This is a genomic window from Actinomycetota bacterium, from assembly GCA_035759705.1.
Taxonomy (GTDB): domain Bacteria; phylum Actinomycetota; class CADDZG01; order JAHWKV01; family JAHWKV01; genus JAJCYE01.
The window spans coordinates 1-25,049 of sequence record DASTUJ010000089.1; the positions used below are offsets into that span (position 1 = coordinate 1).

General features: G+C 67.1%; 29 protein-coding genes and 7 tRNA genes. 21 read left to right on the top strand and 15 right to left on the bottom strand.

Features of this window, described 5'->3' with window-relative positions:
• The first annotated feature begins 100 nt into the window (after positions 1 to 100).
• Positions 101 to 174 (top strand) — tRNA-Ile (locus VFV09_06055).
• A gap of 25 nt (positions 175 to 199) precedes the next feature.
• Here VFV09_06055 and VFV09_06060 read toward each other — a convergent pair.
• From VFV09_06060 to VFV09_06070, 3 genes are read right to left on the bottom strand one after another with little or no spacing between them, the layout of a single operon-like run.
• Positions 200 to 1,489, bottom strand: coding sequence for a vanadium-dependent haloperoxidase (locus VFV09_06060; protein HEU4867278.1), 1,290 nt, complete (start codon positions 1,487 to 1,489; stop codon positions 200 to 202).
• The gene (locus tag VFV09_06065; GenBank protein HEU4867279.1) at positions 1,486 to 2,295 is read right to left on the bottom strand and encodes a DM13 domain-containing protein; all 810 of its coding nucleotides are present in this window, start codon (positions 2,293 to 2,295) and stop codon (positions 1,486 to 1,488) included. The genes VFV09_06060 and VFV09_06065 overlap by 4 nt, the downstream gene beginning before the upstream one ends.
• Positions 2,289 to 3,641, bottom strand: a complete 1,353-nt coding sequence (locus VFV09_06070; protein HEU4867280.1) for a hypothetical protein — start codon at positions 3,639 to 3,641, stop codon at positions 2,289 to 2,291. The genes VFV09_06065 and VFV09_06070 overlap by 7 nt, the downstream gene beginning before the upstream one ends.
• A 118-nt stretch (positions 3,642 to 3,759) precedes the next feature.
• Between VFV09_06070 and VFV09_06075 the strand changes: the two genes are divergently transcribed.
• From VFV09_06075 to VFV09_06095, 5 genes are all read left to right on the top strand, one after another.
• Positions 3,760 to 3,906 (top strand): hypothetical protein, encoded by a 147-nt coding sequence (locus VFV09_06075; protein ID HEU4867281.1) that lies wholly within the window; start codon positions 3,760 to 3,762, stop codon positions 3,904 to 3,906.
• Complete coding sequence (locus tag VFV09_06080; protein HEU4867282.1) at positions 3,903 to 4,910, top strand: hypothetical protein; 1,008 nt, start codon at positions 3,903 to 3,905, stop codon at positions 4,908 to 4,910. Before VFV09_06075 ends, VFV09_06080 begins: the two co-directional genes overlap by 4 nt.
• 23 nt (positions 4,911 to 4,933) lie before the next feature.
• Positions 4,934 to 5,006: transfer RNA gene (locus VFV09_06085), tRNA-Ala, on the top strand.
• A gap of 173 nt (positions 5,007 to 5,179) precedes the next feature.
• Positions 5,180 to 5,713 (top strand): helix-turn-helix domain-containing protein, encoded by a 534-nt coding sequence (locus tag VFV09_06090; protein ID HEU4867283.1) that lies wholly within the window; start codon positions 5,180 to 5,182, stop codon positions 5,711 to 5,713.
• Positions 5,714 to 5,763: 50 nt separating this feature from the next.
• Positions 5,764 to 8,418, top strand: a complete 2,655-nt coding sequence (locus VFV09_06095; GenBank protein HEU4867284.1) for a PAS domain S-box protein — start codon at positions 5,764 to 5,766, stop codon at positions 8,416 to 8,418.
• Here VFV09_06095 and VFV09_06100 read toward each other — a convergent pair.
• On the bottom strand, positions 8,415 to 8,741 hold the full coding sequence (locus VFV09_06100; protein HEU4867285.1) for a hypothetical protein: 327 nt from the start codon (positions 8,739 to 8,741) through the stop codon (positions 8,415 to 8,417). The two genes, VFV09_06095 and VFV09_06100, sit on opposite strands and share 4 nt — an antisense overlap.
• A 110-nt stretch (positions 8,742 to 8,851) precedes the next feature.
• On the opposite strand from VFV09_06100, the gene VFV09_06105 reads away from it, so the two are divergent.
• Positions 8,852 to 9,055, top strand: a complete 204-nt coding sequence (locus VFV09_06105; protein HEU4867286.1) for a hypothetical protein — start codon at positions 8,852 to 8,854, stop codon at positions 9,053 to 9,055.
• Here the strand turns inward: VFV09_06105 and VFV09_06110 are convergent.
• Positions 9,052 to 9,525, bottom strand: a complete 474-nt coding sequence (locus tag VFV09_06110) for a hypothetical protein (protein HEU4867287.1) — start codon at positions 9,523 to 9,525, stop codon at positions 9,052 to 9,054. The genes VFV09_06105 and VFV09_06110 overlap by 4 nt on opposite strands.
• A 167-nt stretch (positions 9,526 to 9,692) precedes the next feature.
• Here VFV09_06110 and VFV09_06115 point away from each other — a divergent pair, with 167 nt between their 5' ends.
• The gene (locus VFV09_06115) at positions 9,693 to 10,271 is read left to right on the top strand and encodes a hypothetical protein (GenBank protein HEU4867288.1); all 579 of its coding nucleotides are present in this window, start codon (positions 9,693 to 9,695) and stop codon (positions 10,269 to 10,271) included.
• A gap of 97 nt (positions 10,272 to 10,368) precedes the next feature.
• Positions 10,369 to 10,500, top strand: coding sequence for a hypothetical protein (locus tag VFV09_06120; protein ID HEU4867289.1), 132 nt, complete (start codon positions 10,369 to 10,371; stop codon positions 10,498 to 10,500).
• A 65-nt stretch (positions 10,501 to 10,565) separates the two neighbouring features.
• On the opposite strand, the gene VFV09_06125 is transcribed toward VFV09_06120, so the two are convergent.
• Complete coding sequence (locus tag VFV09_06125; protein HEU4867290.1) at positions 10,566 to 10,955, bottom strand: SCP2 sterol-binding domain-containing protein; 390 nt, start codon at positions 10,953 to 10,955, stop codon at positions 10,566 to 10,568.
• Positions 10,956 to 11,069: 114 nt separating this feature from the next.
• Between VFV09_06125 and VFV09_06130 the strand changes: the two genes are divergently transcribed.
• On the top strand, positions 11,070 to 11,459 hold the full coding sequence (locus VFV09_06130; GenBank protein HEU4867291.1) for a hypothetical protein: 390 nt from the start codon (positions 11,070 to 11,072) through the stop codon (positions 11,457 to 11,459).
• Here the strand turns inward: VFV09_06130 and VFV09_06135 are convergent, their stop codons facing one another.
• Positions 11,460 to 11,696 (bottom strand): cell division protein CrgA, encoded by a 237-nt coding sequence (locus tag VFV09_06135; protein HEU4867292.1) that lies wholly within the window; start codon positions 11,694 to 11,696, stop codon positions 11,460 to 11,462.
• A gap of 96 nt (positions 11,697 to 11,792) precedes the next feature.
• On the opposite strand from VFV09_06135, the gene VFV09_06140 reads away from it, so the two are divergent.
• Together VFV09_06140 and VFV09_06145 are read left to right on the top strand one after the other, a co-directional pair.
• Positions 11,793 to 12,407, top strand: a complete 615-nt coding sequence (locus VFV09_06140) for a class E sortase (protein ID HEU4867293.1) — start codon at positions 11,793 to 11,795, stop codon at positions 12,405 to 12,407.
• Positions 12,408 to 12,554: 147 nt separating this feature from the next.
• On the top strand, positions 12,555 to 13,136 hold the full coding sequence (locus tag VFV09_06145; protein HEU4867294.1) for an aminodeoxychorismate/anthranilate synthase component II: 582 nt from the start codon (positions 12,555 to 12,557) through the stop codon (positions 13,134 to 13,136).
• A 6-nt stretch (positions 13,137 to 13,142) separates the two neighbouring features.
• Here VFV09_06145 and pknB read toward each other — a convergent pair whose 3' ends face one another.
• From pknB to VFV09_06175, 6 genes are read right to left on the bottom strand one after another with little or no spacing between them, the layout of a single operon-like run.
• Complete coding sequence (gene pknB / locus VFV09_06150) at positions 13,143 to 15,053, bottom strand: Stk1 family PASTA domain-containing Ser/Thr kinase (protein ID HEU4867295.1); 1,911 nt, start codon at positions 15,051 to 15,053, stop codon at positions 13,143 to 13,145.
• Positions 15,047 to 16,510, bottom strand: a complete 1,464-nt coding sequence (locus tag VFV09_06155; protein ID HEU4867296.1) for a penicillin-binding protein 2 — start codon at positions 16,508 to 16,510, stop codon at positions 15,047 to 15,049. Before VFV09_06155 ends, pknB begins: the two co-directional genes overlap by 7 nt.
• Complete coding sequence (locus VFV09_06160) at positions 16,507 to 17,853, bottom strand: FtsW/RodA/SpoVE family cell cycle protein (GenBank protein HEU4867297.1); 1,347 nt, start codon at positions 17,851 to 17,853, stop codon at positions 16,507 to 16,509. Before VFV09_06160 ends, VFV09_06155 begins: the two co-directional genes overlap by 4 nt.
• 37 nt (positions 17,854 to 17,890) lie before the next feature.
• Complete coding sequence (locus VFV09_06165; GenBank protein ID HEU4867298.1) at positions 17,891 to 19,153, bottom strand: Stp1/IreP family PP2C-type Ser/Thr phosphatase; 1,263 nt, start codon at positions 19,151 to 19,153, stop codon at positions 17,891 to 17,893.
• Positions 19,150 to 19,608: an FHA domain-containing protein gene (locus VFV09_06170; protein ID HEU4867299.1), complete on the bottom strand. Its 459-nt coding sequence runs from the start codon at positions 19,606 to 19,608 to the stop codon at positions 19,150 to 19,152. The genes VFV09_06165 and VFV09_06170 overlap by 4 nt, the downstream gene beginning before the upstream one ends.
• 3 nt (positions 19,609 to 19,611) lie before the next feature.
• Positions 19,612 to 20,301 carry a DUF3662 and FHA domain-containing protein gene (locus VFV09_06175; protein ID HEU4867300.1) on the bottom strand — a complete coding sequence of 230 codons (690 nt, stop codon included), beginning with the start codon at positions 20,299 to 20,301 and terminating at the stop codon, positions 19,612 to 19,614.
• A gap of 113 nt (positions 20,302 to 20,414) precedes the next feature.
• On the opposite strand from VFV09_06175, the gene VFV09_06180 reads away from it, so the two are divergent.
• From VFV09_06180 to serS, 3 genes are all read left to right on the top strand, one after another.
• Positions 20,415 to 20,497 (top strand) — tRNA-Leu (locus VFV09_06180).
• A 116-nt stretch (positions 20,498 to 20,613) separates the two neighbouring features.
• Entirely contained in the window at positions 20,614 to 21,105 is a 492-nt protein-coding gene (locus VFV09_06185; protein ID HEU4867301.1) for a DUF4446 family protein, read from the top strand.
• 2 nt (positions 21,106 to 21,107) lie between these two features.
• A complete protein-coding gene (serS, locus tag VFV09_06190) occupies positions 21,108 to 22,361 on the top strand; it encodes a serine--tRNA ligase (protein HEU4867302.1) in 1,254 nt (417 codons plus the stop codon).
• Between the two features lie 9 nt (positions 22,362 to 22,370).
• Here the strand turns inward: serS and VFV09_06195 are convergent.
• Positions 22,371 to 22,455: transfer RNA gene (locus VFV09_06195), tRNA-Ser, on the bottom strand.
• Positions 22,456 to 22,536: 81 nt separating this feature from the next.
• Here VFV09_06195 and VFV09_06200 point away from each other — a divergent pair.
• The 6 genes from VFV09_06200 (at position 22,537) to VFV09_06225 (ending at position 24,556) form a co-directional block, all read left to right on the top strand.
• A tRNA-Ser gene (locus tag VFV09_06200) sits at positions 22,537 to 22,625 on the top strand.
• Positions 22,626 to 22,672: 47 nt separating this feature from the next.
• A tRNA-Arg gene (locus VFV09_06205) sits at positions 22,673 to 22,746 on the top strand.
• 85 nt (positions 22,747 to 22,831) lie between these two features.
• On the top strand, positions 22,832 to 22,966 hold the full coding sequence (locus VFV09_06210; GenBank protein ID HEU4867303.1) for a hypothetical protein: 135 nt from the start codon (positions 22,832 to 22,834) through the stop codon (positions 22,964 to 22,966).
• A gap of 441 nt (positions 22,967 to 23,407) precedes the next feature.
• Complete coding sequence (locus VFV09_06215; protein HEU4867304.1) at positions 23,408 to 23,959, top strand: dihydrofolate reductase family protein; 552 nt, start codon at positions 23,408 to 23,410, stop codon at positions 23,957 to 23,959.
• Between the two features lie 21 nt (positions 23,960 to 23,980).
• Positions 23,981 to 24,463 carry a nucleoside deaminase gene (locus VFV09_06220; protein HEU4867305.1) on the top strand — a complete coding sequence of 161 codons (483 nt, stop codon included), beginning with the start codon at positions 23,981 to 23,983 and terminating at the stop codon, positions 24,461 to 24,463.
• An 8-nt stretch (positions 24,464 to 24,471) separates the two neighbouring features.
• Positions 24,472 to 24,556: transfer RNA gene (locus VFV09_06225), tRNA-Ser, on the top strand.
• 62 nt (positions 24,557 to 24,618) lie between these two features.
• Here VFV09_06225 and VFV09_06230 read toward each other — a convergent pair.
• The coding region (locus VFV09_06230; GenBank protein ID HEU4867306.1) for a M28 family peptidase at positions 24,619 to 25,049 on the bottom strand (431 nt) is incomplete at its 5' end.

Consider the following 25,049-nt stretch of genomic DNA (forward strand, 5'->3'; position numbering starts at 1 on the left):
AGGTAGTGGCCATCGCACCGGTCAACGAGGAAGCCGACCCGGCGACCTAGGGGCGCTCGTGTGGCCGAGGGTCACGCTTCAGTTAAAGTAGTTCCCCCAAGGGGTTATAGCTCAGCTGGTTAGAGCGCAGCACTGATAATGCTGAGGTCCGTGGTTCGACTCCACGTAACCCCACTCGAACTCCTCCCCGCAGACCACCTCAATCGTCGCCCACCTCGGCCGTGAGGCCGGCGCGTTCGACCACTCGCCGCCCGATCTCGGCCCCCATCCGGGAGCCCTCGATGTGGTCGCTCCGCCAGTGGATGCCGCCCAGCAGCCGCGATATCCCCGCCTCCTCTCCCATCGACCGGAACCGCTCCGCATCCTCCGGGAACAGGCCGGCCAGGACTTCGGCAACCGCCGCCGAGTAGGTCGAGTGGCCGGAGACGTAGGCGGGAAACAGCGGCGTCTTCAGGTAGGGCCGCCAATCGGGGTCCAGGAGTTCACGGATGCCGTTTTCGGGTCGGGTCGTCCAGTAGGTGTACTTGGCGTCCCATGAGGCGACGCCGGCATCGGCGAGGGCGACGTTGACCAGCGCCAGGGTCCTGACCTGCTCCGCCCGGCTCACCGGGTGCTCCTTCAAATAGTCGATGACCACCCGGTTCCAGACGCCCGGAGGGAGCGAGGTGCCCTCGCCGCCTTCCCAGAACTTCGCGATGCGCCTGTCATCGTCGGTGAGCTCATCGCCGATCTTCATCAGCTCCCGGGCCTCGGCCAGATAGCCGGCGCTGCCGTAGGCCGGCGGGGGAGGGGGCCGAAACTCGTTCCCGGCGGCGATCACCCAAGTCTTCCAGGTGCCGGCGAGAGGCTGGACCGGTGGGGAGACCGATCCCGGCGGAGGGCTCCAGGCACCGGGCACATCGGGACGGCCCGAACCGTCCCAGGCCCGGTCGGAACCGTCCGCCAGGGCGTAGGCGATGACCCGGTCGGCCACCGCCCGGCCGAGGGCGAGCCCGGCGGCCCCGGCGGCCCCGCCTTCCGCCGCAGTCTCTTCGGCCATCCGGTCAAGGCGCAGCGCAGGCTGTTCGGGGAACAGGTGGGCCACGACCCGGGACGCGGCGCCGGCGACCGCTGCGTCGTCCCCGTAACCCGCTCCGGGGCTCTCGGCGCTCCAGTGCCTGGCGGCCAGCAGGGCGTCGTACTCGGCGACCGCCACCAGCGCGTAGGCCCGGGAGGCTGCAGGGGGGTCCTTCGTGCGTTGTGCGACGTAGCCCAGGGCGAGCTCGATCCACCGGGCCCCGAGCGGCTCGTCGGAAGCCCGAGCGACCGCGGCGGGCAGATCGCCCGCTCCGGCCGGCGGGGTAACCGCATCGGGCGACGGGAGCACCCACGTCTGCCAGCCGGAGAGGTCCGGCTCTGCAACCGAGGGCGATCGGACCGGTGGCTCGTCGGGTGAGCTGCAAGCGGCCAGCGCCAAACACATCGCTACCGCCGTTGCGATGCGCCTCATGGGGCGGCCAACGTGGCGGCCGCGTAGGCGACCCGTACCGGCTCGCACCAGATCACCACCGACCGGACCTCTTCTTCGCTGAGGCCGGCCGGGAGCACGTAGTTCTGGGCGCCGCCCGTCGCCTTCAGCCGGGCGATCGATACGTGCTCGGAGGCAAGAGCTTGTTCGCTGGTTCGTGGTTCCGGATCCCGGCTGACCCAGACGAACAGGTCGGAGTTGTTGGTCACCCGGAACGGGTCGAACCTGAGGGCCAGCCGGCCGTCGGGCAACCGGTAGAGCGCAGCTTCGCCCTCGCCGGTCTGGTCGACGTCGTAAAAGTCGCCGCGGGCCACCGGGGTCTTCCGGTCCATGCCTCCAAGGGGCGGCTCGGAGAGCGCGGTGTCGAGCTGCTGGTCGACCTTCACCACCCAGGGCCCGCCGGCTTCGACCCGCAAGGTGTGGGTCCCGCTTTCGATCGAGAAGCCGAACGCGCGCCCGGGGCATTCGGGCCGGGCGAGGCTCCCGGAGGCGCCGGGCAACTTCACTTCCAGGGCAGTCCCTTCGCACTCGGCGGTTACCCGCCACTGAAGTGCGCCGGGGGCGATGTCGAAGGAGCCGGTTTCCAGGTCGCCCTCCCCCTCGAACTCGGCGACCGGCTCCCAGCGGTTCGCCACGGGCCGGGAGTCGGGGGTCGGAGCCCTCGTCTCCGGCGCCACCCGGTCCGGTTCCCCAGCGTCCCTGCTACACGCCGGGACGAGGGCGACAAGCACCAGGAGCAACCCGAGGGCCGGGCGGACACCGGTGGCCGGCGCCCTCCCCCTCAGCACTTCTTGTCGAGCCCGATTATGTTGACTCCGGTTGACCCCCCCCGAACGTTGCCGCTTCGCCCGAAGACGTAGCGGCCCCGGGGAGCAACGAAAGCCGTGTAGGAGCCCGGTTTGCTGTACTCGTCCTCGTAGCCGTACGCCGTGGCCAGATCGGCGCCGAGCATCGGGAACTCCTGGCCGTCCGGGGAGGTGATTGTGCCCATCACCGTGCCCTTCTCGTAGCGCAGGTCGAACTTCGCGCCTTGTTCCGAGGTGCCGGTGTGCCGGCGGTCGTCGGCGACCGTGACGGTGTAGATTCCTGCACCCTGGCCGCTCGGGGCGGCGAAATACGGCCTCGGGGTGCCGTCGGGGAGCGTAATCTCCCCTGAAATGCCGTCCTCGGCAATGACTCCGGTGATCTTCGCATCGCCCATCTTGGAGGTCATGTCGAACTCGGTTCCGGGCACCGGCCCGACGAACCACTGGACATCCCCCTCGGGCTCGGGCTCCGAGTCAGAGGCGTAGGCCCTGAGGATCCGGGCGCCGGCAGCGTCGGTGGCGATCTCGAAGTTCAGCCGGTCGGTGGTCCGGGCCACCCGGCCGTGGTAGACGCCGGGGGTCACCGACTCCGACTGGTCCATGTCGAGCGAGATGACGTTGCCGTCCGGCTTGCCGCCCCTGACGTCGCCGCCCCTCCCCTGGATCTCGGTCGCCTGGCGGGTCACGATCGCCAGGTACGAACCGGGCTGCCCGCCGGCCACGCCGTACTTCAGCCGCTGGGTGAGGTCGTTGTGCCGGAACGGGTACCTCTCGCCGCCTGGCGACACCACCTCGCCCTTGACGTAGGCACCGTCCTTGGCGGCGGTGAAGGCCGACCCGTCCAGCGCCTTGCCTGTCCAGGCGCCGTCCGCGCCCACGGCGATCTCAAAGATCCCGGCGCCGTCGCCGGCGGGGCGTGTGAAAAAGTTGTGCCGGGTGCCGTCGGCGAGGGTGATCCTGCCGTCGGTCTCGAACGGCTCCACCTCACCCTCGATCGTCGCCCGGCCGCTCGTCGACGTGAACTTGAACTCCAGGTCCTCCGCGGTCCCCTCGAACCACTCGGCGGTGCCGTCGGGAAGCCCGTCGGTGACCAGGACCCGCATGCCGGGGGACTCGGGGTCCTTACGGTCGAAGTGGATGGCCACGAACGTGCCCGTCATCGCTACGCCGCCGACGAAGACACCCGCCCCGGAGAGCTCCTCGAGGCGCTCCTCGATGGCGGACGACTGTTCGGGGGTCGAGGGCTCCGGCTCCGCGCCGCCGCAGGCTGCGAGGAGGAGGACTACCAGGAGTAGTGAGGGGAGTCGAGAAGTTCGGCGTAGCCGCATGAGTGAACCCCAGTTCCTCGAACGCTACCCGCCAGTTTCTCAAATTCCGAAACGCCGGGCAAGACCGCGTTTTCGCCGGCCGGCGAGCGCCGTCCCCGGCAGGTGCTAGCCTGGATAGATGAAGAGAAGCTCCTGGATCCTCGGCGCAGCGTTCCTTGCCGGCTTTGCGACGGTTGCCTCCAAGCGCAAGCAGCCGCCGGCCCCCGAGGGGTCGTGGAAGGACGCCTCCATCAAACCCTCGACCAACGGCAAACACCCAGCTTGACCCGGGTTGCGGTGCTTGGTTCGGGCGGCGCCACCGCACTGCTTTCGGCGGTGCTCAAGGAGGACCCCGAGGTAGAGGACGTCGTCCGCAAGGAAGACCTCCGCGGCGCCATCGGGCAGTCCGATCTCATCATCGGCCCCTGGATCGAGAACCCTCAGGAGGCGCGGGACACCGCCATGGCCGCGATCTCCGCCGGCGTGCCCTACCTGTCACCGAGCAGCTCCCCCGATGTTGTCGAGGCGCTTCTGGGCCTGGACAGCAAGGCTCGATCGGCCGGGACGCTGGTGATTGCAGGCATGGGCTGGTCGCCCGGAATCACAAATTTGATGGTCAAGTCGGCCGTGGCGCAGCTCGACACTGCGACCCGGGCCCGGATCGGCTGGGTTGCGTCCTCCGTGGGATCGCTTTCCCAGGCCGCCCTAAGCCGGGCGCTCGGCCTGCTGACCGGCGAGGCGTTCGTTCAGGTGTCAGGCAGCCGCCACACCGCCCCGGCCGGGGGGTCCCCGGAGGCGATGTTTTTCCCGGAACCGGTCGGGTGGCACACGCTCCGGCGGGCAAGGGCGGCAGAGCCGCTGACCCTGCCGACCACATTCCCGGAATTGAAGGACATAGTCGTGATGGGCGGGCTGACCGACGCGGTCGTCGAGGGCATCGTGCGCTCGGCCGCCAAGCTCCCGGCCTCCGGCCCTCTGGGCTCCCGGGGCCTGACCGACAAGCTCACCCGAGTGGCCGGCAAAATTCGCCCCTCCACCCAGCCCTGGTCTGCGATCCGGGCCGACGTCACCGGGACGAAGGACGGGGCTGAGAAGACGGTGACCCTGGGGCTGGTCGACCAGCTGCCGAACCTTTTTGTGGCGCCCCTGGTCGTGGCCGTCCGGATGCTCGCCGGCGTCCAGACGCTGAGCGGAGCGCACTCGCCCGAAGCGGTGTTCGAGCCGGACGATTTCTTCGAGCGGCTCGCCTACCGGGGAGTCCGGCTGGCGGCGTTGCAGCGCGCCGGCTGAGGGAACCGTAGAATAGCCATCCCGGGGCCGTAGCTCAGTTGGTAGAGCGCTGCCTTTGCAAGGCAGAAGTCTGGGGTTCGAATCCCCACGGCTCCACGCAAATCTGTCGTACTCCGGGTGATACTTGACACTTCGGCGTCACCTGATGCTTTACACAACTTCGGCTGTTGTTTGACATCGGCTTCGGCTGATCTTTGACACTGGCTTCGGGTGATGCTTGACACTCTCCACCCCACGCGGTCGGCTTCCGCCCAAAGGGGGTGGGGCCGATGCTCGTGGAACTCAGTGTCATGGAACAGCGTTACCAGGCGGTCCTGGCGGTCATCCAGGATGGTTGGAAGGTAGTTGAGGTTGCCCAGCGGATGGGCGTGTCCCGTCAGACCGTCCACAACTGGATCGCCCGTTACAACAAGGGCGGGTTGGCCTCACTGGCCGATCACTCGCACCGGCCTCTGAGTTGCGCCCATCAGATCTCACCCGAGCTCGAAGCCCAGATCTGCGAGCTTCGCCGCGAGCATCCAGGGTGGGGCCCTCGCCGGATCGAGCACCAGCTCGCCCGGCTCGAGGTTGAGCCAAAGCCCTCACGCTCCAGCATCTACCGGTGTTTGCGCCGGCACGGCCTGATCGAGCTCAAACGCCGCAAGCGCCGGCGCGAGGACTTTCGCCGCTGGGAACGGGACCGCCCGATGGAGCTGTGGCAGATGGATGTCATGGGTGGGGTGATGCTCGACGACGGGACCGAGCTCAAGGTGGTCACCCGCCCGTTGAGGCGGGATTTTTCGTTGAGGGCAGGTCTTCGCTGAATCACCGACCCGAACGTGCCGATAGGAACGTAGTCCGCCCGGGGGATTTTATGAGTAGAAGACCGACGTCGGGGTCAGCTGCAGCCGCCTCAAGCGCGCCGCCGGCCATTCCTTTGGACCTCCTCCCCGAGGCCGCCCTCCTTTTCGACCCGAACGCACAACTGGCCGGACAAAACCGGCTTGCCGACTCCATCTTCGGTCCCCGGGCCCCGGGTGGTAATTCCGGCGTCGCCTCGGCTCTGGCCGATCTCGAAAGCTTCCGCCGCTGGCACGTTTCGGGGATATCCGATCTTTTCACCGGACGGCTGGAGGCCCGCCGCAGCAACGGGGTCCCCATCACCGTTGGGGTGAACGCCCGCCGCACCCCCGACGGCGGAGCGCTCTGCCTTCTGCACGAGCACGACCGGGACCAGGTGGCCTCGGAGGCCCAGAGGTACTTCGACGCCGCTTTCGACGCCGCCCCGATCGGGATGGCCCTCTTCAACACCGACGGCGAGTACGTGCGGGTCAACGCCGCCCTGTCCAGGTTCCTCGGCCGGAGCGAGGCCGAGCTGCTGGGGAGCCGGGACCAGGAGTTCACCCACCCGGACGACCGGCAGGCCGACGTCGATGCCGCGTGGCGGATCCTGAGGGGCGAGATCTCCACCTGGCAGTGCGAGAAGAGGTTCATCCGGCCCGACGGAGAGGTCGTGTGGGCGATGGCGAACCTGGCTTTCCTCCGGGACGCCGAGGGCAACCCGTTGAGCTGGATGGGCCAGTTCCAGGACGTCACCGAACGCAAGCTGTCCGAGGAGCTGCTCGAGCGGCAGCGCCGGAAGCTGGCCGAGGCGCAGTCGCTGGCCCGGATGGGCAGCTGGGAGTGGGACATCGCATCGAACCGGATCGAGTGGTCGGACGAGCTCTGTCGCATCTACGGGGTGGAGCCCGGAACCGCGATCGACTTCGAGTCGCTGCTGGCGCGGGTTTACGAACAGGACCGTGATCTCATGCAGCGGGTGGTGGGCGAGGCCTACAAAACCGGCGAGCCGTTCGCCTTCGAGCACCGCATCGTTCGCCCCGACGGCTCGGTCCGGGTGCTCTACGGGCGGGGCGAGGTGGCTGCCGGCCCGGACGGAGCGCCCTTGCGCATGCTGGGGACCGGCCAGGACATCAGCGACCTCAAAGCCGCCTACCGGGCCGTGGAGGAGAGCGAGCGGCACACCCGGCAGATCATCGAGAGTGCCCAGGACGCGTTTGTCGCCATCGACCGTGACGGCCGGATCGTCGACTGGAACCCGGCGGCGGAGACGACCTTCGGCTGGTCGAGGGCCGAGGCGATTGGTATGGATCTGGTCGAGTCGATCGTTCCCGAGCTGCGGCGGCCGGACCTCGGCAGCCGGCTGCAGGAGATGATCGGCAAGCGGCGGGAGCTGAGAGCCCTGCACCGGGACGGGCACGAGATCCCGATCGAGTTCACCATCTCCGCAATCGAGTCCGCCTCCGGCCCCACTTTCAACGCCTTTTTGCGGGACCGAACGACCCAGCTCCGGGCCGAGGCCGCCATTGCGGACGCCCGGGACGCAGCGATCGAGGCCTCCCGGCTCAAGAGCAACTTCCTGGCGAACATGAGCCACGAGATCCGCACGCCGATGAACGCGGTGATCGGAATGACCGGGCTTCTGCTCGACTCGGACCTCACGCCGGAGCAGACCGAGTACGCATCCACCGTGCGCACGGCGAGCGAGGCGCTGCTCGAGATCATCAACGACATCCTGGACTTCTCCAAAATCGAGGCGGGCAAGCTCCGGCTGGAGCCCACCACGTTCGAGATCCCGAAGCTGGTCGAGGAGGTTGCGTCGATCATGGCGCCGGCCGTCCGGGAGAAGGGCCTGCGGCTCACAACGTCGGTCGACCCGGATGTCGCCAGCCAGGTCGTCGGGGACCCCGGGCGGCTCCGCCAGATACTCATCAACCTTTTGGGCAACGCGGTCAAGTTCACCGACACCGGACATGTGGCGCTCTGCCTAAAGCCCGCCGCCGGGCGGGTCCGGTTCGAGATCACCGACACCGGCATCGGCATTCCCGAGGCCGCCCAGGCCCAGCTGTTCCAGGCGTTCCACCAGGTCGACTCGTCGTTGACCCGCAGCCACGGCGGCACCGGGCTGGGGCTGGTCATCTCCAAGCAGCTCGTAGGCCTCATGGAGGGCGACATCGGAGTCCGGAGCCGGGCGGGGGAGGGCAGCACCTTCTGGTTCGACGTCCCGCTGCCGGCCGCCACGCGCATCCACGCTCCGGCCGTCGAACCGAGGCTGGTCCAGGTTGGCGCCGGAGCGAGGATCCTGGTGGCCGAAGACAACGTCGTGAACCAGCTGGTGACCAGAACGATGCTCGACAAGCTCGGCTACCGGGCAGAGGTCGTGGCGAGCGGCGGGGAGGCGATCGCCGCCCTGTCGGAGGACAGCTACGCTGCGGTACTCATGGACTGCCAGATGCCCGCCATGGACGGGTACGACGCCACCCGGGAGATCCGGCGCCGCCAGGGGGCCGGGCTGCACACCCCGGTGATAGCGATGACCGCCGGCGCCATGAACGGCGACCGGGAGCGGTGCCTCGCCGCGGGAATGGACGACTACATAAGCAAGCCGGTGAGAACCGAGGAGCTCGGCCGGGTCCTGCAGCTTTGGGTCGGCGGCGACCGCCGGCCGTTGGGGAAAACCGCCGGCTAGTAGGCGCGAACCTTCCCCAACAGGCGAACGGCCTCCCGCCGCAGGACCCTCTCGATCCTCGGGCGCAGGTAGGCGGGGAACTCGCCCACTGCCTCGATCCGCACGTCGGACGGCCCGGTCCAAAGGGTCCCGCTCACCCGGCGCTTGCCGTAGAGGTGCAGGGTGATCGAGAACACCAGACCCCGGGTGAACCACTCCTCCTGATGGATGTCGACCCGGTCGGCGTACTCCCGCTTGGCGCCCGTGGCGAAGGTCCGTATCCGGTTGAGGGCCTGCTCCGGGCCCATCCGGTGGGGGATGCTGAGGCTCAGTTGCGTGGCCATCGGCTCCCCGGTTTCATGCCCAGATGCTAACCGCCGCCCGGCGGCCGGGTGATTGGATAACGTCCGCCGGGGAGATAACCAAGACAACTCTCAATCGAAAGGACCTAAAGATGGCGGACGACCAGGTAGACGAGTCGATGTTCGAGGGGGTCGGGAACCCCGCCCGGCAGAAGACGCTGGGCGAACAGTCGGTGAGCGACCAGGACATCGAAGAGATCCGCGAGGACATTGCCGAGCTGAACGAAGACCTGGCGAAGCTCCGGGCCGAGGGCGAGGCTACCTTCGGAAAAGGGGGCGAGTCGACCGAGGGTTAGTCGAAGTCGAAGATTATCGAGGGGCCTTTGTCCAGCTCCTCGATCTGGGTCTGCACCCGGATCAGGCCGCCCCGCACCGTCTGCCCGTAGTGGTCGAGCCCCAGCACGCCGCCTGCCGCCATGCCCTCCTCGGAGTGGTACCGGGCTTTGTCGAAGTCGCCCAACCGCCGGTAGCCGTCGGCCAGGTTGAGGTGGAGTGAAGGAATGAACATTTTGACTGCAGTCGCGTAGGGAGAGCCCTCGTCGACGGACTCGGCGGCCTCGAGGGCGAGCCGGTCCCACTTCAACTCTTCCTCCGGCTCGGTTTCGGTGTCGGCCAGGTAGTGGGCGGTCACCGAGCGGTGGTATCCCTTGTCGGCCCCCAGCTCGTCCCACAGCTCCAGCAGGAGCCGGCGACCTTCCGCCACCTCGGCCCGGCAGTAGAGCCGGAAAGCTTCCTTGATCCGGGTCAGAGTCTCGTCTTGAGCCACTTAAGGTTCCTCCGCTTCGCGTGCGCCATCAAATAGATGAATACCACGTCGAGGAGCCTCCGGGGGGCGGCTGGCCGACCGGCGCCCGGCGCCGCGCTGGAAAGGCCCTTGCATTTAGACCTCTAACGATATGAAATCGCATCCTTAACCGGACCAAGGAGCTTGGGATGACACCACAACGTCTGAGCAGGTCGTTGTTAGCGATAGCAGCAAGCGTGTTGCTCGTGCTGGGCGCATGCGCAACCGATGACGAACCCGAGGAGGCCGAAACGACCGAGGAGGCCACTCCCGAGGCGACCGAGACGCCGGCCTCCGGCGTGAACGTCACCGGCGCGGACTACTCCTACACCGGGATCCCCGACACGATCGACGCCGGCAGCAAGATCACCTTCAAGAACGGCTCGGACAAGGAGGCGCACGAGATAGTTGCATTCAAGCTGCCCGACACCGAGACGCGGACGGCTGAAGAGATCTTCAAGCTGCCCGAGGCCGAGCTGAACGCGGCTCTGGGCGGGCCCCCGGTCGCCGTGATCGTCGCCGAGCCGGAGAAGGACGGCATGGCGGTGGTGGGCGACGGCACCCTGAACGATGCCGGCCGCTATGTATTTGCCTGCTTCATCCCCACGGGGGCGGACCCGGCCGAGTATATGAAGGCCGCCCAGGAGGCGGGCGACGATGCCCCGGTGGTAGCCGGAGGCCCTCCGCACTTCACCCAGGGTATGTACGCCGAGGCAACCGTCGAGTAGCTTCGGGCGCAGAGGCAGTTAGCGGCAAGTGGGCTCGGCATGCATCCAGTTCGCGGTATCGGGAAATAAATAACCCCAACGGACAGTTGAGGAAGATATGGAACTCGCGAACTGGATGTGTGCCGACTGCTACGTGGTCCTCGAGGCCTTCGACGAAGGTCAGACCGAGGAGTGCCCTCGTTGCGGCAAGGTAATGGAAGCGGCCGAGATCCTCAGCGGCGAAACCTGAGGTTCGCTCGACTCAGGGGTCCCTGGGAGAACTCAACTAAAGATGTGCTAAGAGCGGATTGACGCTCAGTACTCCCGCTCGATGTGCTCGGTGGCGGGGCCTATCACCGCTAGAAGCTTCTGCAGGGCCATCGCCTTCATCAGGTTGCCCTTGAGCTTGATCTTGCCCTCGATGAAGGCGGCCTGCGGGTTCAACTCGCCCTTGTCCAGCAGGACGGCGACCTCGTAGTTCTGCGTGATGTTCAGGTCGGGGTCCTCGATCTCGCCGGGGCCGACGGTGATCATGCCCTTGTCGATCTTGATGAAGCTCTTCTTGCTGCCTTCGCCGGGAAAGTCGGTGGTGGTCACCTGCAACGCCACGTTGTGGCCCTTGGCCGCTTTGGTCACCTCTTCGTCGTTTTGGAGCGCGTCGTTGGCTGCAGAAAAGTACTCGTCCGATTGAAACTTGACCGCCATCTGTGCTCCCTTACGAATGAGTTGACCTGTAGCCAGGATAGATCATGCCGGGGGACTAGAACTGCCGGCCGGTTCACCAGGGCGCCCCGTACGGCAGCGCCGTAGAGTAGAGGTATGGCCCGCAAGCAGAAATCCACCGAGGAGACCGAACCGGCGGGGCCGGGCAAGGTCATTGCCCGCGTGGCCGGCGGAGTCGGCGGCCTGGTGCTGGTCACCGTCGTGTTCACCCTGCTGATGATCGCCCTCGGCAACGTCACGGGCGGCTGGAGGATTGCCGTGGCCGGCCTCATGGGCCTGGCGATCGCCAAGATCGGAATCGGCTACTTCGCCTATCTGACCAACCCCCCGCCCCCCGACCCCGAGCCGATGCGGGTCGACCCGCAGCTCCGGCTCAGCTACGTCTGCGAGATGTGCGGCTTGGAGCTGGCGGTTGTGGCCGTCGCCAAGGAGCGCGCGCCCAAACACTGCGGAGAGGCGATGGTGCTGGTCAGGCGCGAGGAGTAGCTACCTCCACTGGGTGGCTACGGAGAAGCCGATGGCGACGAGGCCGAGCCCTCCGCCCAGGTACCAGTTGTTGTCCAGCGCCGGGTAGGTGGTGCTGAAAAGGTAGCGGGCCATGATCATCAAAAATCCCACGCCGAAACAGGTGAAGACCACGTAGGGGATCCACTTCGGGGACGGCTTGGGCCGGGGCGGCGGCGGGGGGACGTAGCGGTTGCGCTTCGACTTCGACTTCGGCATAGGACTCCTCGGTTAATTTCAGGTCATTCTACGAGACCATTCGACGGCTGAACCCTGAAATGTCCCGAACACGGGTAGTGCTACGCTAATGGCGATATGGCTCTCCGTGTAGTTGGCCGCGGCTTCATCGGGCTCGGCACCCTCATCCTGCTCTTCCTGCTCTACCAACTGGTAGGCACAAACTTCGTTACCGGCAGGAGCCAGAAGGCTCTGGCCGCCGAGGTCCAGGAGCAGTGGGAGGTCAGCCCGGAGGAAAAGCCGGTTCTCGGCAACGGGATGGCGCTCATCAAGATCCCGAAGATCGGCGTTGACGCCGTCGTGGTCGAGGGCGTCGAGGTCGAGGACTTGAAGAAGGGCCCCGGGCACTACCCTGACACCGCACTTCCCGGCCAGTTGGGCAACATGGTGATCTCCGGCCACCGGACCACCTACGGGGCCCCGTTCTACCGCCTCGACGAGCTGGAGGTCGGCGACGAGATCACGATCTTCGACGCCAACGGCCCGTACGTCTACAAAGTCACCGAGTCAAAGATCGTCCTGCCGACCGAGATCGGTGTCATCGCCCCCTCCTCGGACGCACGGCTGACGCTGACCACCTGCCATCCGAGGTTCTCGGCGGCCAAGCGCCTGATCATCGTTGCCCAGCTGGTGGGCACGCCGTCCGGCCTCCAAACCACCGACCCGGGCGCCGGCGTCCTTCCCGAGTCCTAAGAGGCATAGGATAGGGCCATGGCACGAGGCGGTAAAAAGGCGATCACCTGGGTGCTGGTAATCATCATCGGCCTGCCCATCCTCTTCTACCTGTTCGAGTACGTGGTCCCCAGGTTCCTTCCTGCGAACTTCTAGGCCGCGGCCTTGATGCGAGTCCTGCTGATCGACAATTTCGACTCATTCACCTTCAATCTCGCGCAGTACCTCGGCTCCCTCGGGGCGGAGCCGGTGGTCGTTCGGAACGACGCAACGGTCGACGACCTGGTGGCGCTGAACACCGACGCCGTGGTGATCTCGCCCGGACCCGGCCACCCCCGGGACGCCGGTTGCTGTGTCGATGCGATCCACGCCTTTGCGGCGCTCAGGCTTCCCCTGCTGGGCGTCTGCCTGGGCCACCAGGCGATCGGGCTGGCTTTCGGGGGGGACGTGGTCCGCGCCGAGGCGCTGATGCACGGCAAGACCTCTGAGATCCACCATGATTCTCAGGGCGTGTTCGCCGGCCTGGACGACCCGTTCACCGCCACCCGCTACCACTCGCTGGTCATCAAGCCGGAAACCCTGCCCGCCTGCCTGGAGGTCACCGCGCGGACGGCCGACCACGTGATCATGGGCGTGCGCCACCGCCAGCTCTCGATCGAGGGGGTGCAGTTCCACCCCGAGTCGATCATGACGCCGGCCGGCATGAGACTTCTCAGCAACTTTTTGAGCGGGGCGCCGGCGCCCGCCTGAGGCCGGCTAGCTGACGCGGATCCGGACGATGTCGCCGCTGCAGGCCATCTCGTCGGGTTGGGGGGCCTGGGCGGTCACCCGGTCGAAGACCGGGATCACCAGGCCGCCGCTCTGGATCTCCGCCTTGAACCCCGCCGCCTCCAGCTGATTGGCGGCCGCCGCCGCCTGCTGGCCGACCACCCCCGGGACCTTGATCTGCGAGTTGACCGTGATGGTTACCTCGGACTTGTCCGGGACCTGCTCGCCCGGCGCCGGGTCCTGCACCAGGACCGTTTTGTCCGCCTTGGAGCCGTCGCAGGCGGTAGCGACCTTCGCCGTCAGCCCCTGCTCTCCGATCCTGGCCGCGGCCTCGTCCTGGGTGAGGCCGCCGACCGCGGGCACCTCGACCAGCTTCTTGCCGGTGCTGACGACGAAGTTGACCGGCTCGCCCTTCTCGATCTTCCCGCTGGCGGGCGACTGGCTTATCAACTGGCCCTCCGGCACGGTGTCGCTCGCCTCGCTCGTGACTTCTCCGGCCACCAGGCCCGCCTCGGCCAGCCTGGCCTCGGCCTCCTGCCGGCTGAGTCCGGTCAGGGACGGCACGTCGACCACCTCGGGGCCCTGCGAGATCACCAGGGCAACGACTGCGCCCTCGGCGACCTTTCGCCCGTCCTCGGGGTCCTGCGATATGACCGCCAGCGCCGGAACGTCGGCGCTCGGCTGGCGGCGGGCCACCCGGGACTCGAGCCCCTCGTCGTTCAGCAGCCGTTCCGCCTCCTCCAGCGGGAGGCCGGTGACCTTGGGAACGGTGACGTCGGGGACCTGGGTCTCGGAAAGCATGAAGTAGGCCATGACCGCGATCCCGATCGCCACCAGGACGGCGACGGTCACCAGGCCTTTCGCGACGCCGCGGGCGGCAGGGGCCCGGCGGGGAGGTGGACCGGCCGGCGGCAGCACGCTCGTGCGCTCGGGGCCGGTTTCGTAGGAGGGCCGGGGCTGGGCGTACGGGCCGGGGTCGGCGTAGGGGGCGGCTCCCATCATGGCGGTCCGCTCGGACGAGCTCATCAAAGGTGTGGCCTCGACCTGCTCCCCCCGAAGCACCCGCTCCAGGTCCCGGCACATCTCGAGGGCCGTCTGGTAGCGGTTGTCCGGGTTCTTCGATATCGCTTTCATGACCACGGCCTCGAGGGCGGGCGGTATGTCCTCCGCCAGCGACCTCGGGGGAGCGGGGTCCTCGGTGACGTGTTTGTACGCCACCGCCACCGGGGACTCGCCTTTGAAGGGGACCACGCCGGTCAACATCTCGTAGAGCACGATTCCTACGCTGTAGATGTCGGAGCGGGCGTCGACCGGCTTGCCCTGGGCCTGCTCGGGTGAGAAGTAGCTGGCGGTTCCGATGACCATGCCGGTCTGGGTCACCGTCATCGCGCCGTCGTGGGCTGCCCGGGCGATGCCGAAGTCCATGACCTTGATCTGCCCCCCGACCGTGATGGCGATGTTCGCCGGCTTCACGTCACGGTGGACGATGCCCTTCAGGTGGGCCAGGTGAAGGCCGCCCAGGACGTCGATGGCGATCTTGGTCGCCTTGGAGATCGGCAGAGGGCCGGAGGCCTTGATGATCTCGGCCAGCGTGTTGCCTTCGACGTACTCCATGACGATGAAGTAGGTCCCGGCGTCCGAGCCCCAATCGTAGATCGCCACGATTCGGGGGTCGTTCAAGCTGGCTGCCGCCTGGGCCTCCCGGCGGAACCGTTCGATGAAAGCTTCGTTGCGGGCGAACTCGGGGTGCATGAGCTTCAGGGCGACCAGCCGGTCCAGCATCGAGTCGCGGGCGACGAAAACCTCGGCCATACCGCCGGAGGCGATGGAGCCCTTTACCTCGTAGCGTCCTCCGTAGTGCTTGCCCGGCAGCGGGGACCCCGGTTGCGGAGTTACCATCCCGCCACGTTGCGGTGCGCCTGCAGCACCTGGCGCACCATGGGAGCTGCCACCCGGCCGCCGGTCTCGTCGCTGCCCGGCCCCGCGCCCTCGACCATGACGGCTATCGCAATCCTCGGGTTGTCGGCCGGGGCGAAGGCGATGGTCCAGGCGATGCTCTCGTCGCCCCCCTCCCCGGTCTGGGCGGTGCCGGTCTTGGCGGCCACCTCGACGCCCGGCAGGGCGGCGGCCCGCGCCGTGCCGCTTGCGGCGACGTTGACCATCATCTCTTTGATCGTTTCGGCGGTCTGGGGGGAGACGGCTTCCTTCCACGTCTCGGGCTCGGTCTGCTGCACCACCGCGCCCCGGGCGTCCTCGATCTGCTTGACCAGCTTGGGGGCGGGGACCTTGCCGTCGTTGGCGATGCCTGCGGCCACCAGCGCCATCTGCAGCGGCGTCGCGGCCACGCTGAACTGGCCGATGGAGGCCAGCGCCCGGAAGGCCGGAGACTCCAGCTCGTCGCTGTCGGGTAGGCGGCTCGCCACCGAGCTGATGTCCAGCGGCGGGGTCTCGGTGAAGCCGAAGTTCGCCGCGGTCTCCTCCAGGATGCCGGCCGGCATCTCGGCCGCAAGCCGGGCGACGTAGGTGTTGCAGGAAACCGTCAGGGCGTCGGCCATGTCCCCACCGCACGTGCTGCCCCCGAAGTTCCGGATCACCCGGTCGGTCTGGGCGGGCTGGTACTCCTTCGCCGGAGGGAACGAGGTGCTGGCCGGGATGTCGTTCTCCAGGGCGGCGGCCACCGTGATCACCTTGAACGTCGAGCCCGGCGGGTAGGTGCCCCGGGACGCCCGGTTAACCAGCCGCCGGTTCTCCTCGTCCTCGTTCAGCGCCACCCACGCGGCCTGCTGGCCCTCGGAGGAGTGCTGGGACAGCGTGTTGGGGTCGAACGACGGGGTCGACACGAAGGCCAGGATCTGGCCGCTCACCGGGTCGAGCGCCACCACCGAACCCTTGCGGCCGCCGAGCGCCGCGGTGGCGGCCTCCTGGACCGAGGTGTCGATGGAGAGCACCAGGGTGTCACCCTTCTTCCCCTTGCCGAGGAGGCGGTCCCCGAGGTCCTGCATGGTGACGACGCCGCCCTCACCGGTCAGCTCCTCGTTGTAGGAGCGCTCCAGGCGCTCCCGGCCGTACCGAACGGAGTAGTAACCGGTGGCGTGGGCGAACAGCTCGGCCTTCGGGTAGGTGCGCAGCGACTTCAGCTGCTCGTCCGGGGTGGGGACGCTGACTGCGAGCGTGTCGCCGTTCACCGACCGGATCGCCCCCCGCTCCAGCGCGTACTCCTTGAGGAGGAGCCGGGTGTTCGAGGGGTGGTTGGCCAGCTGCTCGGCCCGCCCGAGCTGCAGCCAGGTCAGGTTGACGAAGACGATGCCGAAAAGGATCAGCATGGTGAAGCCGACCGCGCGGATCTGTTTGTTCAACGCCCGCCCCCGGCCGCCATGTTCATCTCGGTCGGCGGCGCCTCTCCACCCTGCCGGCCGACCTCGTCGGAGATCCGGATGAGCAGGGCTATGGCGATGAAGTTGGAAAGAAGGCTGCTTCCGCCGTAGCTCATGAACGGCATGGTGACTCCGGTGAGCGGGATGAGGTTGGTGACGCCGCCGATGATCAGGATCGTCTGGAAGCCGATCGCAAAGGTCAGCCCGGCGGCCAGCAGGCGGGAGAAGTCGTCCCGGCAGCGGGTGGCGAGCCCGAACCCGCGGGCGGTCAGCAGGGCGTAGGCGGTCAGGACGGCGGCGCCGCCGACCAGCCCGAGCTCCTCGCCCAGCGCGGAGAAGATGAAGTCGGTGTGGACGCTGAACCGGATCAGGTCGGGACGGCCGAGACCCAGGCCGGTTCCCCAGGCGCCCCCGGTGGCGAAGGCGAACAGCGACTGCACCACCTGGTAGCCCCGGTCGTTGATGTAGGCGAAGGGGTCCTGCCAGACGTCGATGCGGGCGGCTACGTGGCTGAACAGGCGGCCGGCGATGAACGCGCCGAGGGCGAACATGCCCACCCCGGCGATCAGGTAGATCGGCCGCCCGGTGGCCATCCACAACATCGCAACGAAGATGGCGAAGAACAGCAGCGAGGACCCGAGGTCCTTCTGGTTGATCATCACCAGCAAGGAGATGCCCCACGCGCCGAGAACGGGGCCGAAGTGCCGCAGGGCGGGCAGGCCGATCGGCCCGATCTTGCGGGTGGTGACCGCCAGGAGCTCCCGCCGCTCGGACAGGTACCCGGCGAAGAACAGAACCAGAGCGATCTTGCCGAGCTCCGAGGGCTGGAAGCTCATGGGGCCGAGCCGGATCCACAGCCGGGCGCCGTTGATCTCGCGCCCGAGCACCGGGATCATCGGCAGCAGGAGGAAGACCACGCCGGCGAAGGCAAAGGTGTAGCGGAACCGGGCCAAAGCCCGGACGTCCTTGACGAACCACAACACCGCGACGAAGGCGGCGATCGCCACTACCAGCCAGCGGGTCTGGGCCGCGGCGAGCCCGGCGTTGTCGGTGGGGATCTCCAGCCGGAAGATCAGTACGAATCCAATGGCGTTCAGCATCAGCCCGATGGGCAGGAGCAGCGGGTCGGCCCGGGGCGCCAGCTTGCGGATGGCGAAGTGGGCGCCGGCGTAGATCGCGGCGTAGATGACTGCGTACACCACCACGCCGGCCGGGACCGAGGCGCTTCGGGACAGCGAGGCCAGCCAGTAGCCGCCCACGGCTATGACCAGGCTGATCACCAGCAGGGAGACCTCGGTGTTGCGGCGAGCCGCGCCGGTGATCACCGGCGACCCCGGGCGCTCTGCAGGATTTCGGAAAACATCAGGCCGGAGGCGAGGCCGCCGGGTCGGCCGGCGGCGACTCGCCGGTAGGCGGCTCGGGCGCAGGCGCCGGCACGAGCTTCTCCAGGTCGGCGATGATCGCCCGGGCGTCGCTCCGGCTGTTGGCTTTGATGCCCTCCTCCAGGCGGCCCTGGTAGAGCTCGGGGAGGGTTTCGCTCTCCAGGTCGGTCCGGTTCTTCAGCTCGCCGAGCTCGATCCCGGCCAGCGATCCGGGGACCCCGTTGAAGATCGCCACCCGGCCCCCGTCGACGCCGACGTACCAGGAGCCCTTGATCGACATCCGTGCCAGGAACGCTGCCGCCCCGAGAACCACTATCGCCACGGCGATCCAGATCAGCAGGTGGTTCCTGCCGCCGGAGCGCTGCGGGCTCGAGGTGGAGCTGGAGCGGATCGCCGAGGGTCCGGGAGGGGAGGGCCGGGGGGCCCTCATCGTCTGGACCCCGCCCGTGCTGGCAACGGGCCCGGTGTCGCGCTGAAGGGGGGGCGGGGCGCTCGCGGCAAAAGATGTGGTCGTGCCGGCGCCTGCTGCGGAGCTTGTTTCGGTTTCGGGGAAGTCGACCACCACGGTGGTGACGTTGTCGTTGCCGCCGGCGTGGACCGCTTCCTCGCACAGCCGCTCGGCGGCCCGCTGGGGGCTGTCCTCGGACACCATGACGTTTTGGATCAGGTCGTCGTCGATCATCCCGAACAGCCCGTCGCTGCACAAAAGAACCCGGTCGCCCGGCACCATGTCCAGGACGTGTACGTCTACCTCCACCTCGGGGTCGACGCCCAGGGCGCGCTCCAGGTAGGAGCGCTGGGGGTGCCGGTCGGCGTCCTCGGGGAGGATGCGCCCCTGCTGGACCAGGCGGTTGACGACCGTGTGGTCGGTGGTCAGCCGGCTTAGCTGGCCGTCCCGGAGCAGGTAGGCCCGGGAGTCGCCGACGTGGGCGATCTGGGCCGACCGGTCGTCCGCCCACATGGCGGTGATCGTGGTTCCCATTCCGGTGAGGTCGGGGTCCTTGGCCGCCTTCTGGAAGATCGCCTTGTTGGCGTTGTGCACTGCGTCGGCGATCGAGTCCGACTGCTGAAGCGACGATTGGAGCACCTCGACGGCGATGGCGGAAGCCACGTCGCCCGAGGCGTGCCCGCCCATCCCGTCCGCCACTGCAAACAGCGGGGGCTCGGTGAGCTTGGAGTCCTCGTTGACCTGCCTGACGAGCCCGATCTCCGAGCAGGCGCCCCAGCGGAACTTGACGGTCAACGCTTGAACTCCATCTCGGTCTTGCCGATGCGGGCAGTGTCGCCCCGGTTGACCTGGATCGGCGCGGTCACCTTGCGCCGGTTCAGGTAGGTCCCGTTCGTTGATCCCATGTCCTCAATGTAGACGGCATCCTGCCGCCGGAAGACGCGGGCGTGGATCTGGCTGGCGTAGGAGTCGCCGATCACGACGTGGCATTTGTCGGCCCGGCCGATGATCAGCTCGTCGCCGATGTCGAAGCTGCGGGGCTTGGCGTCGGGCGCGGTCACCGCCATCTTCTCGGGGGCCCGGCCCGCGGCGCGGGGGGCCGCGGCGGGGGCGCTCGGCATCAGCGGGGAGCCTTTGGAGGCGCGGGGACCGGAGATCTCCAGGAACATCGCCTTCACGGCTCTGGCCAAAAAGAGAAATATCAGAAACAGAAAGAAGTACTTCAGGATGTCTAGGACGGCTTCAGGCATTGCTTAGGTTATCCCCGAACCTGCCTGGCGGTACTCCAACTCCGTGGCGCCTATCTTTATCCGGTCTCCGGAGCTAAGGCGCCGCTCCTTGATCATCGCCTCGTTCACGAGGGTTCCGTTGGTCGAGCCGAGGTCGGTGAGCCACCACTCGCCGTCCTTCCGGGAGAGCTGGCAGTGGGCCCTGGATGCGTTGGGGTCGTCGACGACGATCCCGTTCGAGGACGAACGCCCGAGCGTTATCTCGTCCGAGTCCAGCTTCCACGTCTTGTTCGACCCGAGCTGGACCAGCTCGTCCGGCACCGTCGGGAAGGGGTTGTTCGGGTCGGCGGCCAGGTGCTGCGCGGCCACGTCGAATTTGCCCGCCTTCAGCGAGTCGTCCTGCTCGAAGCGCACGTCGATCTGCCCGGGCAGCCGCCAGCGGCGCTGGCCGGCGTTGGTCTTCAACAGCGTGGCGAACTCGGTGCGCAGGGTTGGTATCAGGCCCTCGAAGCGGGCGTAGTCCTCGGGCGACAGCTGGATCACGTAGTCGTTCGGGACGTAGACGGCGCCGACGCTGACACTTTTGCCGGCCTCCATGTCCCGCATCAGCCGGCGGCCAAGCTCAGACGGCTCTACGTCGGATCGGAAGGCTTTGGAGAAAACCCCTTCTACGGCACGCTCGAGCCGCTTCTCAAATTCGTCAACCAGGCCCACTTTGACGTCCTCTCGAATTACTGAATGGCTGAAACCAATATAGTGGGCGGCCGCAGCAAGCGGGCCTTAGAAGTTGGACCAGCCCGGGCCACGTTAGACTAAGTTGTGTACAAGGGCGAATGGCGGAATGGTAGACGCGCTGGCTTCAGGTGCCAGTGAGCGCAAGCTCGTGGAGGTTCAAATCCTCTTTCGCCCACGGAAACACCACGGCTGAGCAGCCGGGTGAAGATCGGCACGGCATTCGGCCGGCCGACAATCCCACCCGGTTCCCCCTCTCACCCGTATCCTTATAGGCCCAACCTAGGAGTCTTCTTGGACCAGCAGACCCTCATAGCGGTCGTCGCCGGAGCGGTGGCGCTCATCGCACTGGCCGTCGCCGGAATGGCGAACAACCGGCTGACCCATATGAGGCGCTCCATGGCCATCCTCCAGGGCAAGAACGACGCCAAGACGCTGCTCGAGGTTATCTCCGACAACGTCCAGAGGGTCGAGGGTTTTGAGAAGGTCCTGCGCTCCCAGGCCAAGCGCCAGGAGGAGCTGTTCGCCCTTCTCGGCCGGTCGGCAAGGAATCTGGGGGTCGTCCGCTACGACGCGTTCGACGACATGGGCGGAAAGATGTCGTTCTCTGCGGCTCTGCTGGACGACCACGGCAACGGTCTGGTGATCACCTCCATCAACGCCCGCGCCGAGTCCCGGGCGTACGCCAAGCCCATAAAGGGCGGGATGTCCGAGCACAATCTGTCGGGCGAGGAGCAGCGGGCCATCGCCAACGCACTGGGCACCCAGCAGAAGGTCAAGAGGTAGCGATAGACCTGCGCCTGCTGCGCACAGATCCTGAGAAGGTCGCCTTCTCCATGAGGCACCGGGGCGCCGACATCGATCTGGATGCGCTCATCGAGCTCGACCGGCAGCACCGAAGCCTGGTCACCGACGTCGACAACCTGAGGGCCGAGCTCAACCGCGCCCAGAAGGCGATAGGAAAGCTCTCCCCCGAGGAGCGCCCCCAGGCGATCGCCCGAAACAAGCAGGCCGGCGCCGACCTGAAGGACCTGGAGGCCCAGCTTGCCCAAAAGGCGCAGGAGCTGGAGGCTGCCGTCCTGCTGGTCCCCAACCTGGTCCACCCGGACTCCCCTCCCGGACGGGAGGACGCGGAGCTCCGCAAGGTCGGAACCCCCCGGGCCTTCGACTTCGCGCCCGCCGACCACCTGACCCTCGGCGAGGACCTCGGGATCATCGACGTCAAGCGGGCCGCCAAGGTCTCCGGGCCCCGGTTTGCGATCCTGAGGGGAAAGGGGGCCCTGCTCGAGCTGGCCCTGGTTCGCTTCGTGCTCGACCGGCTGATGGCCGTGGGATTCGAGCCGGTCATCCCTCCGGTGCTCGTCAAGGAGGAGGCGATGTACGGCACGGGCTTCTTCCCGACGGACGAGGCGCAGGTCTACAAGACCGCCGACGACGACCTGTACCTGGCCGGGACCTCCGAGGTCCCAATCGCCGGGATGCACGCCGGCGAGATCTTCTCCGCCAAGGAGCTGCCGGTCCGATACGCCGGCATCTCCACCTGTTTTCGCCGCGAGGCGGGAACCTACGGCAAGGACACCCGGGGGATCATCCGGGTCCACCAGTTCGACAAGGTCGAGATGTTTTCGTTCTGCCGTCCCACCGAGTCGGACAACGAGCACCAGGCGATCCTGGCCGAGGAGGAGGGCATCTTCCAGGCGCTCGAGATTCCGTACAAAGTGCTGGACATCGCATCCGGCGAGCTGGCGGCGCCGAACTACCGCAAGTTCGACATCGAGGCCTGGCTGCCCGGCGCCGACCGCTGGCTGGAGGTCACCTCGTGCTCCAACGACTGGGACTTCCAGGCCCGCCGCCTGGGGATCCGGTTCAAGGAGGGGGAGTCGGGGACCGACCTGGTCCACACGTTGAACGGGACGGCCATAGCCGTGGGGCGGTGCATCGTCGCCCTGCTGGAGAACCACCAGCAGGCAGATGGGTCGGTGAGGATCCCGGAGGCGCTGCGGCCCTACACCGGGTTTGAGGAAGTTGCTCCCAAGGGCTGATTCATCGAGCGGTGGAGGTGGGATTCGAACCCACGGAGCCTCTCAGCTCACACGCTTTCAAGGCGCGCCCGTTCGGCCGCTTCGGTACTCCACCGCTTCCCATTATTCCGCTCCGAGGCACGAACGGCGCTGCTCGCCGTCCGGCCCGGGTCCGAACTGTGGCAAAATTCCCGGCGGAGGCGTCGCCTAGTCCGGTCTATGGCGCGGGATTGCTAATCCCGTTGGGGGGCAACCCCCTCGCGAGTTCAAATCTCGCCGCCTCCGCCTCGCAGCCCCACAGAGAGTAATCTTGTTGGGTTGGGCAACACATTGCGCCCTTAGCTCAGTGGATTAGAGTGCATCGCTACGGACGATGAGGTCGGGGGTTCGAATCCCTCAGGGCGCGCAAACTCGTATCGAACTTCGGACCCAGCATCTTCAGCTGGAATCTGCTCTGCAGGTTGGTCAGGCCCCGAACCACCACTGGGGCGATGAACAGGAACACCAGTCCTCCCAACGCGTGCACCGCCCAGGCCCCCGCCAGGCTCGGGCCGCCCCATGAGGTCGACGGGTCACCGCTGCGTAGCGGGAACGCCAGGTTCATCGGGACGATCGACCAGACGTAAGCCCCCGCCAGCAGGCAAGCCAGGTTCAAAGGGATCGATGCCAGGCCGTAGAGCGCCGCCCGGCCGGGCCCGACCGAGCCGGGGGAGGAGAACAGGATCCTCCCCAACAGCCTCTCGCTGAGCCTTGCGTGCAGGCGCACTGCGTCGTTGGGCCTGCCCCGCATCGCCAGAACCGCGCCCCAGATGCCGGCCGGCACAACGGCCGCCAGGTAGGCGCACCGGCGCCAGTTCGCAGTGGTGAACGGGCCTCGTAGAACGTCCATGACTCGGATCCTGAACTCCGTGGTCTTTCCCGAATATCAGGGATCGCCCTTGGATCACCCTGACGAGCCAACCTTAGGTCGGGGTTGTCCGGAATATGTGAACGAATCGTGTCGATTTTGCGCCTGTTTGTTCGACGTTGGGGCAAAAGACAAACCCACGAACGGAAGGAGAGAAGAGATGGGCAAGCTCGTAGTTACCGAGTACATATCGATGGACGGAGTGTTCGAGGAGCCGGGCCGCTGGTCCTTCCCCTTCTTCAGCGACGACGCCGGCGAGTTCAAGGACAAGGAGCTCGCGGCCAGCGACGCCCAGCTGCTCGGGCGCCTGACCTACGAGGGCTTCGCCAAGGCGTGGCCGACCATGGAGGGCACCGGCGACTTCGGCGTGAAGATGAACACAATGCCCAAGTACCTGGTGTCGACGACCGTGGACCACGGCGATTGGGGGCCCACTACGGTCATCAAGGACAAAGTCCCCGAAGAGGTTGCCAAGCTCAAGGAGAAGTACACCGGAGACATCCTCGTCGCCGGCAGTGGCAAGCTGGTGGAGACCCTGATCGAGCACGACCTGGTCGACGAGTACCGGTTCATGGTCCACCCGATCTTCGTGGGGAGCGGCAAGCGGCTGTTCCACGAAGGCCAACCCAAGAAGGTCCTGAAGCTGATCGACACGAAGGTTCTCACCTCCGGGATCACGATCCTTTTCTACGCACCTGCAGCCGGGAAGTAGCCGGGCGTTAGGCTTGGGGGCGTGGCCCCCAACCCCAACGAGATCGACAACGGCTTCATGCGCCTTGCCCTCGAGCAGGCGCATCTGGCCGTGGCCCACGACGACGTGCCGGTTGGCGCGGTCGCCGTCGCCCACGGGGAGGTCATGTACGCCGCCCACAACGAGCGTGAGCTCAGGGGTGACCCCACGGCCCACGCCGAGGTTCTCTGCCTCAGGGGAGCCGCCAAGAAGCTCGGTCGCTGGCGCCTGGCGGAGGTAACCGTGTACTCGACGGTCGAACCGTGCCCCATGTGCGCCGGCGCCCTGGTCGCCGCCCGGGTGCACCGGGTGGTCTACGGCGCCCCGGACGTTTTGGGGGGAGCCGCCTGGTCGATCTACAACATCGTGCAGGACCCGCGGCTGATGCACCGGTGCGAGCTGACCTCGGGCGTTTTGAAGGAGGAATGCGCCGAAGTCATCCAGGCTTTCTTCGAAAAAAAGCGCCGGCCCGTCCAGTTCCTATAATTGATCCCGGTGGAGTACCAAAGCGGCCGAACGGGCGCGCCTCGAAAGCGCGTGAGCTGAGAGGCTCCGTGGGTTCAAATCCCACCTCCACCGCTCTTTAACCAGGTAGGTCGGGGCGGACGGCCCTCGGCTATCCGCCCCCGACCCGGATCCCCTTACGACACGTCCTTCAAGTTGACCTTGTCGAGGGTCTTGAGGCTGTCGAGGCCCCTCACCTGTCGCACCAAGTTACGGCTCATGGCGAACTTGATGACTGCGTGAGCGACCGCGTCCGACATCTGATCGAGTACGAGGTTGCTGTTGTTGGCGAACGTGTCGCACGCCAGGTGGTAACAGGGGTCGTACGGCTGACCGGCGGTCCCACCGTAGACCGCCTGCTGTGCGGGAGTCTTCTCGCCCTCGGCTCCGGTGAACAGTCCGCCGGCCGGGATTCCTAATGCGATGAAGGGGCCGTAGTCCGACCGGCCGTCGAAAGCGGTCGGCTCGGTTGCCAGGCCCTGGCTGGCGAAGTAGTCGAGGAACACCTGCTCGATTACGTCCGAGCCCGCCGGGGCTCCGCCGGCGGGCGGCGGGGTGTCGGATGTAT